Annotated in this window: 14 protein-coding genes; 7 read left to right on the top strand and 7 right to left on the bottom strand. The window is 66.5% G+C overall.

The genetic code is table 11. From position 1 onward, the window contains the following. From ABIC25_RS10130 to dmpG, 5 genes are read left to right on the top strand one after another with little or no spacing between them, the layout of a single operon-like run. Window positions 1–318 (top strand): zinc ribbon domain-containing protein, encoded by a 318-nt coding sequence (locus tag ABIC25_RS10130; protein ID WP_354561262.1) that lies wholly within the window; start codon window positions 1–3, stop codon window positions 316–318. A 4-nt stretch (window positions 319–322) separates the two neighbouring features. Continuing rightward, window positions 323–1,912 (top strand): ATP-dependent acyl-CoA ligase, encoded by a 1,590-nt coding sequence (locus tag ABIC25_RS10125; protein ID WP_354561260.1) that lies wholly within the window; start codon window positions 323–325, stop codon window positions 1,910–1,912. 49 nt (window positions 1,913–1,961) lie between these two features. Beyond that, entirely contained in the window at window positions 1,962–2,789 is an 828-nt protein-coding gene (locus ABIC25_RS10120; protein WP_239401371.1) for a 2-keto-4-pentenoate hydratase, read from the top strand. Further along, entirely contained in the window at window positions 2,786–3,760 is a 975-nt protein-coding gene (locus ABIC25_RS10115; protein ID WP_238418859.1) for an acetaldehyde dehydrogenase (acetylating), read from the top strand. Before ABIC25_RS10120 ends, ABIC25_RS10115 begins: the two co-directional genes overlap by 4 nt. After that, on the top strand, window positions 3,757–4,779 hold the full coding sequence (gene dmpG / locus ABIC25_RS10110) for a 4-hydroxy-2-oxovalerate aldolase (RefSeq protein WP_238418858.1): 1,023 nt from the start codon (window positions 3,757–3,759) through the stop codon (window positions 4,777–4,779). The genes ABIC25_RS10115 and dmpG overlap by 4 nt, the downstream gene beginning before the upstream one ends. A gap of 164 nt (window positions 4,780–4,943) precedes the next feature. Here dmpG and ABIC25_RS10105 read toward each other — a convergent pair whose 3' ends face one another. The 6 genes from ABIC25_RS10105 to ABIC25_RS10080 are packed head-to-tail and all read right to left on the bottom strand — an operon-like array spanning window position 4,944 to window position 11,643. Beyond that, window positions 4,944–5,978 carry a ferredoxin--NADP reductase gene (locus ABIC25_RS10105; RefSeq protein ID WP_239401373.1) on the bottom strand — a complete coding sequence of 345 codons (1,035 nt, stop codon included), beginning with the start codon at window positions 5,976–5,978 and terminating at the stop codon, window positions 4,944–4,946. After that, window positions 5,975–6,688, bottom strand: coding sequence for a TetR/AcrR family transcriptional regulator (locus tag ABIC25_RS10100; RefSeq protein WP_239401375.1), 714 nt, complete (start codon window positions 6,686–6,688; stop codon window positions 5,975–5,977). The genes ABIC25_RS10105 and ABIC25_RS10100 overlap by 4 nt, the downstream gene beginning before the upstream one ends. Continuing rightward, window positions 6,688–8,166 carry a pyruvate, phosphate dikinase gene (locus ABIC25_RS10095; protein WP_239401377.1) on the bottom strand — a complete coding sequence of 493 codons (1,479 nt, stop codon included), beginning with the start codon at window positions 8,164–8,166 and terminating at the stop codon, window positions 6,688–6,690. Before ABIC25_RS10095 ends, ABIC25_RS10100 begins: the two co-directional genes overlap by 1 nt. 11 nt (window positions 8,167–8,177) lie before the next feature. Beyond that, on the bottom strand, window positions 8,178–8,996 hold the full coding sequence (locus tag ABIC25_RS10090; RefSeq protein WP_354561259.1) for an SDR family oxidoreductase: 819 nt from the start codon (window positions 8,994–8,996) through the stop codon (window positions 8,178–8,180). Beyond that, window positions 8,993–10,447, bottom strand: a complete 1,455-nt coding sequence (locus ABIC25_RS10085) for an aldehyde dehydrogenase family protein (RefSeq protein ID WP_354561257.1) — start codon at window positions 10,445–10,447, stop codon at window positions 8,993–8,995. Before ABIC25_RS10085 ends, ABIC25_RS10090 begins: the two co-directional genes overlap by 4 nt. Beyond that, entirely contained in the window at window positions 10,444–11,643 is a 1,200-nt protein-coding gene (locus ABIC25_RS10080) for a cytochrome P450 (protein ID WP_354561256.1), read from the bottom strand. The genes ABIC25_RS10085 and ABIC25_RS10080 overlap by 4 nt, the downstream gene beginning before the upstream one ends. Window positions 11,644–11,808: 165 nt before the next feature. Here ABIC25_RS10080 and ABIC25_RS10075 point away from each other — a divergent pair, with 165 nt between their 5' ends. Both ABIC25_RS10075 and ABIC25_RS10070 read left to right on the top strand, forming a co-directional pair. Continuing rightward, the gene (locus tag ABIC25_RS10075) at window positions 11,809–13,386 is read left to right on the top strand and encodes an AMP-binding protein (protein ID WP_354561255.1); all 1,578 of its coding nucleotides are present in this window, start codon (window positions 11,809–11,811) and stop codon (window positions 13,384–13,386) included. After that, complete coding sequence (locus ABIC25_RS10070) at window positions 13,383–14,012, top strand: MarR family winged helix-turn-helix transcriptional regulator (RefSeq protein ID WP_354561253.1); 630 nt, start codon at window positions 13,383–13,385, stop codon at window positions 14,010–14,012. Before ABIC25_RS10075 ends, ABIC25_RS10070 begins: the two co-directional genes overlap by 4 nt. Before the next feature lie 108 nt (window positions 14,013–14,120). On the opposite strand, the gene surE is transcribed toward ABIC25_RS10070, so the two are convergent. Beyond that, complete coding sequence (gene surE, locus ABIC25_RS10065) at window positions 14,121–14,921, bottom strand: 5'/3'-nucleotidase SurE (protein ID WP_354561251.1); 801 nt, start codon at window positions 14,919–14,921, stop codon at window positions 14,121–14,123. Between the last annotated feature and the right edge of the window lie 70 nt (window positions 14,922–14,991).

Below are 14,991 nucleotides of genomic sequence, written 5' to 3'. Positions count from 1 at the left end.
ATGGGCATCACGATGCAGAGCTGCACGAGGTGCGGAAGAGCATCCTTCCCTCCACGTAGCCTCTGCCCACATTGCCGCAGTGGCGATTTCGAACCCCTGACTGCCTACCGAGGCGTCATCGAAGAGGTTTCTCTCCAGCGCGGCACACCCGCAGTCACGTTCGCGTCGATACGTACCGACCTGGGTCCGACAGTCGTTGCGAAAGTCGTCGGCGAGGGCGGGGTCCCAGGCGCTGAGATCGACTTGGCATCAACGGAAACGCAGACAACCGGCGGGCCGGTCGCGGTGATACCGCAGCCCTCCGCCAAGGAGCAATGAACCAATGCACAGCACCATTGACCGCATCGCACCGCTTCGCGGTCTTCCCCTGAAGGACTGCACCATTCCAGCTCTGTTGACACGTCAGGCAGAGCTGTACAGCGACAAGACACTGTTGAAGATGGGGGAATCCGCCCTTACCTACGCCGAGGTTCGCGACCTGGTCGCCGCGACTGCAGCAGTGCTGCAAGCGAACGGGATCCGTCGCGGGGACAAGGTCGCGACACTGTCGGAGAATCGGCTCGAACTGCTTCAGACCATCCTCGGGTGCGCCTGGATAGGTGCAGTCGCCGTGCCACTGAACGCCGCGTTGCAGGGAACTCAGCTACACCATGCGCTGGAGAACTCGAACTCGCGGATTCTGGTCATCGAACCCGAACTCCTCAATCGCCTGGAGTCGGTTCCGGCCCCGCCCGACCTCGAGCAGGTCTGGCTGCTGGATTCAGCCGCCACAGCTGTGGCGGGTTACGACGTGCGCACCTTCCCGGAGCTCTCCGGGGCCGTCCCGCCCTGCTCGGTGTCGCCGGGTGATACGGCGGCGCTGCTCTACACCTCTGGAACCACCGGCGTGTCAAAAGGTGTGTGCTGCCCCCACGCCCAGTTCTATTGGTGGGGGATCACTGTCTCCGAGCAGCTCTGCATCTCCGATGAGGACACGTTGTTCACGGTTTTGCCGCTGTTCCACACCAATGCCCTCAACGCCTTCTTCCAAACTCTCGTCGCCGGGGCAACGATCGTCGTAGGACGTCGATTCTCCGCGCGGCGGTTCTGGTCGGAGCTGTCCGACTCGGACGCCACGGTCACTTATCTGCTTGGGGCGATGATCAACATTCTCTGGTCCCGCGAGCCTCAGTCGAGGGATCGGGAGCACAACGTGAACCGCGCGCTGTCACCGGCAACTCCGGCGGGTCTGGCCGACCCGTTCTTCGATCGGTTCGGCATCCGACTCGTCGACGGCTTCGGTTCGACAGAGACCAACTCGGTCCTGACCTCCGCGCCGGACATGCCTCGACCCGGCTACATCGGCCAGGTCCAGCCCGACTTCGAAGCGGTCGTGGTGGATGAGCACGACTCTCCAGTACCGGACGGCACACCAGGGGAGCTTCTGCTCCGCCCACGCGTCCCATATGCGTTTGCCACCGGCTACCACGGCATGTCCGACAAGACAACGGAAACATGGCGGAACCTGTGGTTCCACACCGGTGATCGCGTCGTCCGGGAGCCGGACGGCTGGTTCCGGTTCGTCGACCGCATGAAGGACGTGATCCGTCGGCGGGGGGAGAACATCTCGTCCTTCGAAGTCGAGCAGGCAATCGGACTACACCCTGCCGTCGAATCGGTGGCAGCGTATCCGGTGCCATCTGAGATGGCCGAGGACGAGGTCATGGTGTCGGTTGTTCCCAAGGCCGGCGCAATCCTCACCCCTCGCGAGATCGTCGACCACTGCCATGGCCGTCTGGCGAAGTTCGCCGTTCCCCGTTTTGTCGACATCGTCGAGACGCTGCCGACCACCGAGAACGGGAAGATCCGCAAAGTTCTCCTCCGAGAACGCGGAAAGACGGCGACGACGTGGGATCGCGATGCGGAAAGTTGATAAGAACCGGCTGCCGATTCAACCCTCGAGCCGTTGAGCACCCGATGACATGGAAGACGACGTGAGTAAAACTCTGAGAACCTCTGACCCTTCTGTGAGAAGGGCTGCGGAAGCACTACAGTCTGCGGCCGCGCGCCGGTCGCCGTGCCTGCCTGTTCGTGCCCTGATCGGTGTCGACGATCCCGACGTTGCATATGCGGTTCAGCAGCGGGTCGTCGCTGCTCGTGTGGACGCAGGTGCACGCATTGTCGGACGCAAGATCGGCCTCACCGCGCCGGTGGTCCAGAAACAACTCGGTGTGGACCAGCCGGACTTCGGAATTCTCCTCGACGACATGAGTTGTGCGGCGGGTGCCGTCGTGGCGCTGGACTGTCTCCTGCAACCGAAGGTAGAGGCCGAGATCGGATTCGTTCTTGCCGAGGATCTCGCGGAGGGCGACTTGTCCTATGAACAGGTACACGGCGCGGTGGCTTATGCCGTGGCAGCTCTGGAGATCGTGGACAGCCGAATCGCCGGGTGGGACATCACGTTCGCCGACACGGTTGCTGACAACGCATCGAGCGGTCTGTTCGTGTTGGGCGACGAACGACGCACACTCGGCGAGTTCGAGCCGCAGTCAGTGAATATGACGATGTCGGTCGACGGCGATGTCGTCTCGACGGGCACGGGTGCCGACTGTCTCGGGGATCCTCTCAACGCTCTGCGTTGGCTCGCAGTCACCGCTCGAGACTTCGGCCAACCGCTGCAGGCCGGTCAAGTCGTGCTCTCCGGTGCGCTGGGACCGATGGTGCCGGTCGCCGGGCCCTGCCATGTTCGCGCCGACATCAGTGGTCTCGGCTCGGTATCAACCACATTCGTGAAGGAGCTGGTGAGATGAGCACCACGAAAGATGCGACCGTCGCTGTCATCGGCTCGGGCAACATCGGTACCGACCTCATGATCAAAGTCATCAGGCTTTCGGAGAATCTGCAGATGGGAGCGATGGTCGGTATCGATCCTGCATCCGACGGACTCGCTCGCGCACAGCGTCTCGGGGTGCCGACGACGTCCGGAGGAGTGCGCGGACTCATCGATCTGCCGAACTTCTCCGACGTCGACATCGTCTTCGATGCGACGTCCGCCGGAGCCCACCGGCTCAACGCCGAGTTGCTCGCTCCCTTCGGCAAGCGGCTGATCGATCTGACGCCCGCTGCGATCGGTCCGTTCGTCGTTCCGGCGGTCAACCTCGACCAACACCGGCAGTCCGACAACGTGAACATGGTGACATGCGGCGGCCAAGCGACGATCCCGATCGTCGCCGCTGTGTCCGCGATTGCCCCGGTGTCCTACGCCGAAATCGTCGCGTCGATCGCCTCCAAGTCAGCTGGGCCGGGCACCCGCGCGAACATCGACGAGTTCACCGAAACCACGTCGAGCGCAATCGAATCGGTCGGAGGGGCCCGGCGCGGCAAGGCAATCATCGTCCTGAATCCCGCTGATCCACCGTTGATCATGCGAGACACCGTGTTTTGTCTCGCAGAACTCTCGGGCCCCGACCACGAGCGGGCAGTGATCGAGTCGGTGCACGCGATGGTCGACAAGGTGGCTGTCTACGTGCCGGGGTACCGGCTCAAGCAGGACGTGCAGATCACCGAGATCCCGGCCGACCAGCCCGTCCACACTCTGCTGCCTGCCGATGCGCCGCGGCCTACGCACCAGGTCAGCGTGTTCCTCGAAGTCGAGGGAGCCGCACACTACCTACCTGCTTATGCAGGCAATCTCGACATCATGACCTCTGCGGCGGTGCAATTCGCCGAAACCATCGCGGTTGACCTGGCGATGACCGAAGCCAAGGGAACTCTGCGATGACCACACAACTGTTCATTCAGGACGTGACGCTCCGTGACGGCATGCATGCACTGCGGCACCGGATCACACCGGAGAACGTCGGCATCATCGTCGCCGCACTCGATGCCGCCGGGGTCGACGGCATTGAAGTCGCCCATGGCGACGGACTGGCCGGCGGCAGCCTCAACTACGGCCCGGGAAGCAACACCGACTGGGAGTGGCTCGAGGCCGCCGCCGACAACCTCACCCATGCTCGTCTGACGACGCTTCTACTCCCGGGCATCGGCACAATTGACGAACTCCGCCAGGCATACTCCCTAGGCGTCCGGTCAGTACGGGTCGCGACCCACTGCACCGAGGCCGATGTCTCCGCCCAGCACATCTCCACCGCCCGCGAACTCGGCATGGACGTCTCCGGCTTCCTGATGATGAGCCACATGACCGACCCCGGAGAACTCGCGCGCCAGGCCAAACTGATGGAAAGCTATGGAGCACACTGTGTTTACGTCACCGACTCCGGGGGCAAGCTGACCATGGACGGTACCCGCGAGCGTGTCCGCGCCTACCGCGAGACTCTCGACCCAGCCACTGAGATCGGAATCCACGCGCACGAGAATCTCTCGCTGTCGGTGGCCAATTCGGTGATCGCTGTCGAAGCCGGGGCAACCCGGGTCGATGCATCGTTGGCCGGACACGGAGCCGGCGCAGGTAACTGCCCCATCGAACCGTTCATCGCCGTCGCCGACCTGCACGACTGGAAACACAACACCAACCTGTTCGCCCTACAAGACGCCGCAGATGACATCGTGCGCCCACTGCAGGACCGTCCAGTACGAGTCGACCGCGAAACCCTCACCCTGGGTTACGCCGGGGTCTACTCGTCGTTCCTGCGCCACGCCGAAACCGCCTCGGAGCGTTACGGCATCGACGTGCGCACCATCCTGCTCGAAGTGGGACGACGAGGACTGGTCGGTGGTCAAGAAGACCTCATCGTCGACATCGCACTCGACCTGCAGAACCGCGTTGCCGTCGGCAACTGACACCCCGCCCTGTGGCGCCACTGTCCCCCACAGAATCGCTCGAAGGCCGACGGGTCTCGCTAGATCGGGTCGCCGGGAATACGGTGCAGGCTTATCTGGCAGTGGAATACATCATCGGCGCGGTGTAGCGCTCGGGGCCGATGCGATGTATCCGGGGTGTGGCTTCAGTCGAACTCGATCGTGACCGGGCCCTTCGGGGTCGCCTGACAGGTCAGCAGGTATCCGTCGTCGATGTCTTCGGATTCCAGCGCGATCCCGTTGCCGTGGTCGACGTCGCCGGCGGTCAGTCGGGCCACACACGACCCGCAGTCACCTTCCCGGCAGGAATACGGTGCGTCGACGTCGGCGGCGAGCAGTGCGTCGAGCAGCACGGTGTCCGTGCCGCAGCGGACCGTGTGCACGTCGCCGTCGATGTGCACGGTGACGTCGTGGGCGCCACCCTCGTCGTCGTGCGTCGCGAGGGTGAACGGGTCGCCGGTCAGCGACACGTATCTCTCCACGTGGACCGCCTCGTGGTGCAGGCCGCGCCCGCGGAGGGTGTGCTCGACGAGGTCCATGAACGGTGCCGGACCACAGATGAAGGCTTCGCAGTCCTCGGTGCCGGCAACAACGTCGCCGATCGCGGCCGCGGTGGGTAGACCCCGGTCGGCCTCCAACCAGTGATGCACCACCAACCGTCCGGGATGACGCTCGGCCAGCTCGTCGATCGCGTCGGCGAAGATCGTCGACTCCCGGTCGCGGTTGGCGTAGAACAGGGTCACCGTCGTGTCGTGGGATTCGAGGGCCGAACGCAGGATCGACATCACCGGCGTCACGCCGCTGCCGGCCGCGAACAGGTACAGCGGGTGCGCCCAGGAGTGCGGCGTGAAGACCCCCGACGGTGGGATGACGTGCAGGGTCAGGCCTGGTTCGGCGTTGTCGCACAACCAGTTCGATCCGTAGCCGTCTCGGGTTCGCTTGACGGTGATCGCCGGGGCGGCGTCGACCCCGGGAGCGGTCGACAACGAATAGCTGCGCGCGACCGAGCCGGTCCGATCGCTCGGGATGCGCACGGTGATGAACTGCCCGGGTCGGTAGTCGCTGCCCGCGGGGAAGTCCAGCACGATCGTGCGTGCCTCGGACGTCTCGTCGCGGACCGCGGTCACGGTGACGTCGATCCCGAGGGTGCGCTCGACCGGCGAGGCGACGGAGCGGGTCATGCCGTCGTCCTGGAGGTGAGCGGGATGACCCGGTACCAGAGTTCGCCGAGCGCGGTCCCGAGAGCCTCGAGGCGCTCTCGTCGCGGGGTGCTGGCCGGCAGACCGACGTGGATGTAGGCCATCTGCTCGGTGGCGCAGCCCAGGGTCTCGGCGAGCAACTCGGTGTCACAGGCCTCGATGGTCCCGTTGGCGACGAGGCGGTCGAGCCAGCGCTCGGTGCGTCGCACGAAGTCGCCCCGCAGATTGAGCCAGAGCTGCTGGAACCCCCGGTTCTCACTGGCCGCGGCCGCCTCGCGGAGCAGTCGCAGCATGTGGCGACTGCGAGCGTAGGCCTGGAGATACGTGGTGTTGACCTCGATCAGCGACTGCAACTCGCCCTGGGCGCGATCGGGACGCAGTCGTGCATTGGCCAGTTCCAGCAGGGACGGGCGGAGCGCGGCGAGGAAGATGTCGTCGAGGCTGACGAAATGCCGATAGAAGTTGCCCTGCGAGATCTCCGCCCGGTGCGTGATGTCGGAGATCCGGGTGCGGGTGTATCCGTACTCGGTGAAGCACTCCGTCGCCGCCTTGACCAGTTTGTCGCGCGTCTGCTCACCGCGCTTGTTCGCGCGTTTGGCCGGGGCCGCGGTGTGATCGAGAAGGCCGGCTGCCGAGTAAGCAGCGTCGATCCCATCGTGCGCACGGGCGTCCGGTCCGGTGTCGGTGCTCATCAGGCCCCCTGCAGTGTTCGTGCGGTGATCAGCTCGGCCAGTGGGTGTTCGGGTGACAGCACGTCCGGCAGATACGACACCAGCTCGTCGACGTACTCGTCAGCGGAGGTGCCGGCACTGAGAACGTCACCGGCATAGACCTTTCCGGTCGTTCCGTCGACGGTGACCGTCTGCCCGGCGAGGGCGTCGGAGAGTCCGATCCCGCACCCGACCACGCAGGGCACCCCGATCTCGCGGCACACCAGGGCGGCGTGGGACGTCGTACCGCCGACCTCGGTCACGACCGCCACGGAATCGAACATCGCGGGCACGTCGGCCGGCGAGGTCGAGGGCCGGACGAGGACGACGTGCTCGCCGCGTGCCGCTGCGGCGCAGGCATCGTCGGTGTCGGTGTAGACGACGCCGACCGCGGCACCGGGGCCGGCGCTCGTGCCCGTGGCGAGGACGTCGGCCGCGGCGTCTGCCGAGTTGTTCTGCGACAACGACTTCGCCTGTTCGGGACTGATACGCGCGACGGCGTCGTCCCGGCTGATGAGGCCCTCGCGGACCAGGTCGACGGCGATGCGGACCGCAGCACGCGCGGAGCGCTTCCCCGAGCGGCATTGCAGCATGTAGAGCGTGCCGCTCTCCACGGTGAACTCGATGTCGACGAGATCGCGGTGTTCGTTCTCGAGCGTCCGCGCGATCGTGCTGAGCTCGGCGTGCAGGTGTGGCGAGTGAGTGCGGAAGGAGTCGATGGTCTCGGGCGTGCGCTCACCGGAGACGACATCCTCACCCTGCGCCCGGGCGAGCCACTCGCCGAACAGCTCGGGTGCGCCGGTGGCCGGGTCGCGGCTGAACACCACGCCCGTCCCGGACTGATCGTCGCGGTTGCCGAACACCATGGCCTGCACGGTCACCGCGGTGCCGCCGCCCTCGCCCAGACCGTGGTGACGTCGATAGGCTGCGACCCGTTCGTTGCTCCATGAACCGAAGACGGCGCCGATCGCCTCGCGCAACTGGTCGTACGGGTCGGTGGGTGGTGCGGCGGTGGCGTCGCCGAGCACGATGTCGCCGTATCCGGCGCGGAATCGCTCCCAGGTGTCACGGGCCCAGTCGGGGTCGCCGGTCGCCTCGGCCAGCTGTGCGACCAGCTCGCGGGTGAGGCCGAGATTGAGCACGGTGTCCATCATGCCGGGCATGCTCTGGGCAGCGCCCGAGCGCACCGAGACCAGCAGAGGGAACGGGCCGGCGCCGAAGACCTTTCCGGTCTGCTGCTCCAGGACGCGGAGCTGGGCGAGCACCCCCTCCCAGACGCGGGTGGGGAGCTGACCGCCTGCTTCGGTGAACTGGGCGCAGACGGGCGTGGTGAGGGCGAAGGCAGGTGGGACCGGCAATCCCAGCGACCGCATGCGGTTCACGCTGTAGGCCTTGCCGCCGAGCAGCTCTCGATCGGCCGGCGCGGTTCCGTCCAGTGCGAGGACAGCAGGTGTGGTCATGAGTGGTCCTTTCACTCGGCGATGTCGACCCGGCTACGGGGTCGGGACAGGGGAAGGGGGATGGCTGTGGCGCGCAGTGCGGTGAGTCCGCCCTCGACGGGTACGTCGATGCCGTTGACCCAGGCGGCGTCCGGGCCGAGCAAGAAGTCGATCACCGACGCCGACTCGGTCGCCGTGCCGTGGCGGCCGACCATCGACGCCGATCGTGCGATGGCCTCGGCGCCCATCGACTGTTCGAAGTCGGACAGGATCGGGGTCTCGGTGGGGCCCGGGCTGACCGACAGGGCTCGAATTCCCCGGGGCTGCAGCGACGCCGACAGTGCGACGGTCCAGTCGACGACGGCGCGTTTGGAGGCGTCGTAGGCGGCTGGGCCCTCGATCCGCACCTGAGAAATCCAGCTACGCAATTCTTCCCGGTCGCGAACCTCGAGCAGGCCGATGATGTCGTCGTGCGCGACGGTGTTCCGGTTCGCCGCGATCGAGGCGACGTTGACGATGGCGCCGCCGGCCGGCATCCGTTCGAGAGCCCGGAATGTCAGCGCCCGCAATCCGAGTGTGTTGACTGCCAATACGGTCTCGGCCGGTGCGGTGCCGGGGACACCGGCGACGTTGGCCAGCGCGTCGATGGCATCGGGCAGGTCCAGCGCGGCAATTGCCTCCAGGTCGGAGAGGTCGCACAGCAGGGTGTCGGCCCGCTCATCCGGGCAGTCGGCGATGTCGACGGCGATGAGTCGGGTGTCGGGTTCCCGATCGAGAATCCGCCGGACCAGGGCCAGCCCGATCCCCGAGGCGGCGCCGGTGATGACGACAGTGCGTGCGGGGACGGTCATGCCATCACCGCCATGATCTCGGTGAACTCGGTGATTCCCGCACTGCCCAGCTCGCGACCGTGACCGGACTTCTTGACCCCGCCGAAGGGCACGGTCGGTCGTTCGCGGGTACGAACCCCGTTGACCTTGACCTGGCCCACTTCCAGCTGCGTCGCGACCTCGAGCGCGTGATCCCGGTCGGCCGACCACACCTCTGCCGACAGTCCGTACTGGCTGTCGTTCGCCAGCTCGATGGCCTCTGCGACGTCGTGGTAGTACTGCGCCACCAGGACCGGACCGAAGATCTCCTCGCGGACCGCGGCGGCGGTGGGGTCGAGATCGCCGAACACGATCGGAGAGACGAACGAACGGGAGTCGCCGATGTCGAGTTGGCTTCCGGTGCCGGCGATCACCCGGGCGCCGTCCTGACGAGCACGATTGACATGGTCGAGAACTCGTCGGGCGTGCGCAGGGGAGGCGAGCGGGCCGTGAGTGGTCTCCGACGCGGTCGGGTCGCCGAACACGAAGTGCCCGAGTGCGGTGTCGATCAACGTCTCGATGCGGCCGGCGTGTGCGGCGGGCAGCACGAGGCGGCTCGTGGCGTTGCAGGCCTGCCCGGAGTTGACCAACCCGGACGCCAGCACTCGCGGTACCACGGCGTCGAGGTCGGCATCGGGCAGAACCACGGCGGGCGATTTGCCGCCGAGTTCGAGCGTGGTCCGTGCGAGCGACTCCACAGCTGCTGTGGCGACGGCCTTTCCACCGCGTACGCTGCCGGTGAACGACACGTGCGCGATGTCGGGATGCGACGCCAGGGCCTGCCCGGTCACCGGTCCCGTGCCGTTGACGATGGCGAAGGCACCCGCGGGTAGGCCGGCGTCGATGAAGCACCGGCGCACCAGCATCGCGTCGAACGGGGTGGCCTCGGAAGGCTTGAGCACCACGGTGCACCCTGCGGCGAATGCGGCCGCGACCTTGGCGATGATCTGGTGCACGGGCATGTTCCACGGAGTGATGGCCGCGACCACCCCGCCGGCCACCCGGCGCAGGATCGTCCCGTCAGAGGTCTGCTCCCAGGGAAAGCTCTCGGCGGCATCTGCGGTTGCCCGCAGGACCGTTGCCGGCAATGCCTGCTGTGTGACAGTCGAAAGCGTTATGGGCATTCCCATTTCATCGGTCACCATGGCCGGGATCCGATGGCTCGGCCGCTCGATGAGATCCGCGGTCGACCGCAGCACGGCAGCTCGCCGAGACGCGGGTGTCCGCGACCACCCCGGGAGTGCGGCGACCGCGGCGGCAACAGCTTCGTCGACGAGGGCTGCGCCCGCCTCATGGGTCACACCGATCTCGCGGTCGGTGAAAGGATTGACGACCGGGATAGGCGCGCCATCCGGGATCGAGCGACCCTCGATCAGCGCGGCCGGACCGACACCGGCGATCGTCGGGGGGTCGCCGATCGTGCCCATGCTCATCGGGTGGCCTCGATCCGGACCGGGAGCGTCTTGATACCGCGGAAGAAGTTGCTCTGCAATCGATTCGGCGTGTCCAGGACGGTGATGCCCAGTCCCCGCTCGATGATGCGGGAGAAGAACAACCGTGCCTCGAGACGGGCGAGGTTCGAGCCGAGGCAGGCATGCGCGCCCCATCCGAAGCCGACATGCTCGTTGGGGAACCGGTTGCCGATGAACGTCTCCGGGTCGTCGAAGGCGCGTTCGTCGCGGTTGGCCGAGCAGAACCACATCACGACCTTGTCACCTTCGCGGATCGTCCTGCCGTGCATCTCGATGTCGCGGGTGGCGGTGCGGCGCATGGACAGGACAGGCGAGACCCAGCGGACCATCTCTTCGACGACCACCCGGATCTTGGCGGGGTTCGCTCGCATGAAGTCCCACCACTGCGGATTCTCGGCCAGGACGTTGACGCCGCCGGACAGCAGATTGCGTGTCGTCTCGTTCCCGGCGACCATGAGGATCAAGTAGTAGGCGTCGAGGTAGCCGCGGGAGAGGGGTACACCATCGAGCTCGGCCGCGGTCAGCACACTGATCAGGTCGTCGGCGGGGCATTCCCGGCGCAGCTTCTCCAATCCGCGGAAATAGTCGAAGACCTCGTCGCGCGCCTTCACCGCGGTCTCCGGACCCTCTGAGTAGTCGGGGTCCTCACTGGCCATCTGGTTCGTCCACCGCAACAGGTTGGGGCAGTCCTCGAGCGGCGCGCCGAGCAGTCGCCCGATCATCACCAGCGGGAGCTGCGCGGCGACGGAGGCCACGAAGTCGATGTCGCCGGCGCCGGTGTGGGCGTCGAGCAACTCGTCGATGACCGCGGAGATGTCACCTTCGAGCGACTTGAGCTTGACCGGCCGCACGTGTGGCGTGACGATCCCCCGCAATTTGCCGTGCTCGGGCGGATCGACATGGTGAATACTGCGCGCGCCCTCACCCTCCGCGCGGCGACTCGCGATCTGCGTGCCCTGGGTGACGGTGAAGTCCTCGGCGTTGGAGGCGACGGCCTTGACGTCCTCATAGCGGGTGACCGACCAGAATCCACGGCCGTCGGGCTCGGCGTTCCAGTGCAGCGGGTCCTCGGCGCGCAGTCGCGCGAACATGTCATGGTCGACACCGGCCGCGAACGGGCGGAGGTCCATCAGGTCGATGTCGTCAGCGATGGTCATGTCTTCTCCAATGAACTCTCGTTTGCGACTGCATTTTCACTAAACCATAGTCTATGGTGTGTTGTGAACCACAACAGGATAAAAGTCTGAGATTGCCTACCTGCACCAATCGGTGATCACCGCCGGTGAAGGTAATGTGACATCTGATTCGCAAACAGGAGTGATGTGTACCCACCGTCCACCGCGCGTACCCGCCCCGACGCCATCGCCTATGTGATGGCGGGGTCGGGGGAGCGCATCACTTACGCCGAGCTCGATCGTCGATCGAATCGACTGGCCCGATTCTGGCAGTCCCGCGGCGTCGGCCCGGGCGACTCGGTGGTGCTGGTCATGGAGAACAGTCTCGCGTGGCCGGTGGCGGTGGCCGCCGGGATGCGCAGCGGTCTGTACGTGACCCCGGTGAACTGGCATCTCACGCCGACCGAGCTCGCCGCACTCATCCAGGAGGACCGCCCGGCCGCAATCGTCACCAGCACGGCGCTCGCCGACCGGGTCGTCGCCGCGGTCGCCGACCCGAGTCTGGACCGGGCCGTGATCGTGTGCGCCGACGGCCCGGCGGACGGCTGTGTCGCCCTGGCGGACGCGCTCGCCGATCAGTCGTCTGAGCCCTTGGAGCGTGAGTTGCTCGGCGCGCGGGTGCTCTACAGCGGCGGGACGACCGGACGGCCGAAGCGGTTCGCCCAACCGCTGCTCGGCGTGCATCCCGCGGATGCTCCGCGCCGGCATTCGGGCCTGGTCGACGAGCTCGGCGTCGGAGCCGACTCGGTCCTGCTGTCGCCCGCTCCGAACTATCACGCGGCGCCGTTCACCTTCCAGCTGATCACGCTGGCGGCCGGCGGCACCGTCGTGTGCATGGAGAAGTTCGACGCCGCGGGGGCGATGCGAGCGATCACGGAATACGGTGTGACGCACTCGCAGTGGGTGCCGACCATGCTGATCCGCCTGTTGAACCTGCCCGACCGGCAGTCGATCGTGCTGTCCCCGCGGCATCGGGTGGCCTTCACCTCGGGTGCCCCTTGTCCGCCGCATGTCAAAGAAGCGATCTTCGAATGGTGGGGTCCGGTCCTCCACGAGTACTACGGAGCATCCGAGGGCTACGGGCATACCTACATCTCGCCGACGGACGCCCGGTCGCATCCGGGGTCGGTGGGCCGGCCACTGGGCGCCGCACGGGTGCACATCACCGATTCCGAGGGCGACGATGTCGATCCCGGCGTGGAGGGCACGGTGTGCTTCGAGGCCGCCGGCGGTCCGGCCGACGCTTCGCGGCCGGCATTGAAGCAGATGGGCGACATCGGCTTCCTCGACGAGGATGGATTCCTCTACCTGGTGGGGCGTCGAGGTTTCATGATCATCTCCGGCGGGGTCAACATCTACCCCGAGGAGGTCGAATCGGCACTGCTGGCGCACCCGGCGGTGGCCGACGTGGCAGTCGTTGGGGTGCCGGACGCCGAGTTCGGCGAGTCGGTCAAGGCGGTCGTCGAGGTGCGTGCTGGGGCCTCGGTCGGCGAAGCTGACCTGATCGCTCACGCGCGTGAGCAACTGGCGCACTTCAAGGCGCCCCGGTCGGTCGAGTTCACCACCGACCTACCGCGCCTGCCCACCGGCAAGCTCGACAAACGGCGGCTGGTCGACCGGTTCGCCGCACCCGGGGTCGACGCCGATCCGCCGGGCGGATCGTCTTCGGCGCAAGGAAACCCGACGATGCGCAAAGATTCATTCCAGCAAGGAGAACGAGTATGACGACCGAGACCTCCACCGCCCACTTCGACGTGCTGCATGCCCTCAAGGTGAAGGGGCTCGCGACCGACGACGCCCTGACCGCGCTGACGGGCCACGACGCGGACGCCCTGGCCGTGACCATCGAACAGCTGGCGGACGCCGGGTTCGTGATGCGTCGCGAAGGCGGCCGGATCTCCGGCACGATGATCACCCCGGTAGGGAAAGCCGAGTACGAGCGACTGTCTTCGGAACTCACGCTGAGTGAGTCAGAACGTACCGCGGTGGACACGTTCCACGAGGGCTTCGGTCAGATCAACGGGGACTTCAAAAAGGTGTGCGCGTCGTGGCAGATCCGCCCGGACGAGACCCCCAATGATCACGCCGATGCCGAGTACGACGCATCCGTTGTGGCCGATCTGGACCGAATCCACCAGCGGATCGCGCAGGCGCTCGACGAGGTCGGCGCCGAGATCCCGCGACTCGGCCGCTACCGGGGTCGGCTCTCGGCGGCGCTGGAAAAGGTTCACAGCGGTGACACCGCCGCATTCGCGCGCCCGATGTACGACAGCTATCACGACATCTGGATGGAACTGCACCAGGATCTGCTGCTGACCTCGGGGCACCAGCGTGGCGCGGGGGACGAGTGAGGGTCGGACAGGGTTGTTCGTAGGATCAAGACCGGATAGCCGCCCGTCATCCGATGACGGGCGGCTCGTAAGTCTTACGCGGTGAGTCGGCCGTCCGTCGCCGGTGGGTCAGCGGAGTTGCGCCAGTCCCCACATGCCGTCCCGTGACATCGACTGCTGCAGTGCGGTTTCGGCGTCGTCCAGGGAGCCGTTGTCCGCGCCGACCCCGCGCAGGGCGGACACCGAGACGTACCCGGCCGCCACAGCAGCGCTGTCGGTGCCCTCGCGGAACCCGCTCTGCCGCTCGTCGCGATTGATCAGCAGGCCGTTCTCGGTGCGGGACAACCGCAAGGTGAACATGCTCCGGCTCGCCAGTGCGGACACCCGGATGCCGCGCAGCGCGGTGAAATCGACGTCGGGGACGTTGACGTTCAACGTCATCGGGGTGGCGCGGGTTTCGGCCATCCAGCCGACGACGCGCTCGGTCACCGCCGCGGCGGTGTCGTAGCGGTGGTCTGGGGCGAACCCGCAGCTGACCGCGATACCGCTGACTCCGGCCACGCGCGCGGCCAGCACTGCGCCCACGGTGCTCGAGAACAGGATCGACCGCCCGGTGTTGTGGCCCTCGTTGATCCCGCTGACGACGAGTTCGGGCGGCGGCCCGAAGGCTCCGGCGCAGAACGCCACCACGGTCAGCGCCGGCGGACAGTCGAGAGCGAAGACCGGGGTGTCGCCGAGCTCGGGGATACGGTGCTCGGTCGTGGTGATCAGCGCACCGTCCTCGATCGTGCCCAGGGAACTCCCGCTGCCGCTTCGCTCGGAACTCGGCGCGCCGACGACCACGTCATGGCCGGCGGAGATCAGCGCCGTGGCCACCGAGATCAACCCATCGGCGTCGTAACCGTCGTCGTTGGTGACCAGCACGCGCATCGGAACTCTCCTTCCGGCACCGAGTCCGAAACCGGGGCGCCTAGATGAATAGTGACTCACCCATCACATA

The sequence above is a fragment of the Gordonia sp. PvP123 genome, assembly GCF_040547295.1.
Taxonomy (GTDB): Bacteria; Actinomycetota; Actinomycetes; order Mycobacteriales; family Mycobacteriaceae; genus Gordonia; species Gordonia terrae.
This window is presented reverse-complemented; position numbering and strand designations above follow the sequence as displayed.

Excerpts from the sequence above, each read along its gene's own strand:
- ABIC25_RS10115 (WP_238418859.1), top strand. The coding sequence starts at position 2,786 with ATGAGCACCACGAAAGATGCGACCGTCGCTGTCATCGGCTCGGGCAAC.
- ABIC25_RS10070 (WP_354561253.1), top strand. The coding sequence starts at position 13,383 with ATGACGACCGAGACCTCCACCGCCCACTTCGACGTGCTGCATGCCCTC.
- ABIC25_RS10100 (WP_239401375.1), bottom strand. The coding sequence starts at position 6,688 with ATGAGCACCGACACCGGACCGGACGCCCGTGCGCACGATGGGATCGAC.
- dmpG (WP_238418858.1), top strand. The coding sequence starts at position 3,757 with ATGACCACACAACTGTTCATTCAGGACGTGACGCTCCGTGACGGCATG.
- ABIC25_RS10080 (WP_354561256.1), bottom strand. The coding sequence starts at position 11,643 with ATGACCATCGCTGACGACATCGACCTGATGGACCTCCGCCCGTTCGCG.
- ABIC25_RS10090 (WP_354561259.1), bottom strand. The coding sequence starts at position 8,996 with ATGACCGTCCCCGCACGCACTGTCGTCATCACCGGCGCCGCCTCGGGG.
- ABIC25_RS10125 (WP_354561260.1), top strand. The coding sequence starts at position 323 with ATGCACAGCACCATTGACCGCATCGCACCGCTTCGCGGTCTTCCCCTG.
- ABIC25_RS10105 (WP_239401373.1), bottom strand. The coding sequence starts at position 5,978 with ATGACCCGCTCCGTCGCCTCGCCGGTCGAGCGCACCCTCGGGATCGAC.
- ABIC25_RS10095 (WP_239401377.1), bottom strand. The coding sequence starts at position 8,166 with ATGACCACACCTGCTGTCCTCGCACTGGACGGAACCGCGCCGGCCGAT.
- surE (WP_354561251.1), bottom strand. The coding sequence starts at position 14,921 with ATGCGCGTGCTGGTCACCAACGACGACGGTTACGACGCCGATGGGTTG.
- ABIC25_RS10130 (WP_354561262.1), top strand. The coding sequence starts at position 1 with ATGGGCATCACGATGCAGAGCTGCACGAGGTGCGGAAGAGCATCCTTC.
- ABIC25_RS10120 (WP_239401371.1), top strand. The coding sequence starts at position 1,962 with ATGGAAGACGACGTGAGTAAAACTCTGAGAACCTCTGACCCTTCTGTG.
- ABIC25_RS10085 (WP_354561257.1), bottom strand. The coding sequence starts at position 10,447 with ATGAGCATGGGCACGATCGGCGACCCCCCGACGATCGCCGGTGTCGGT.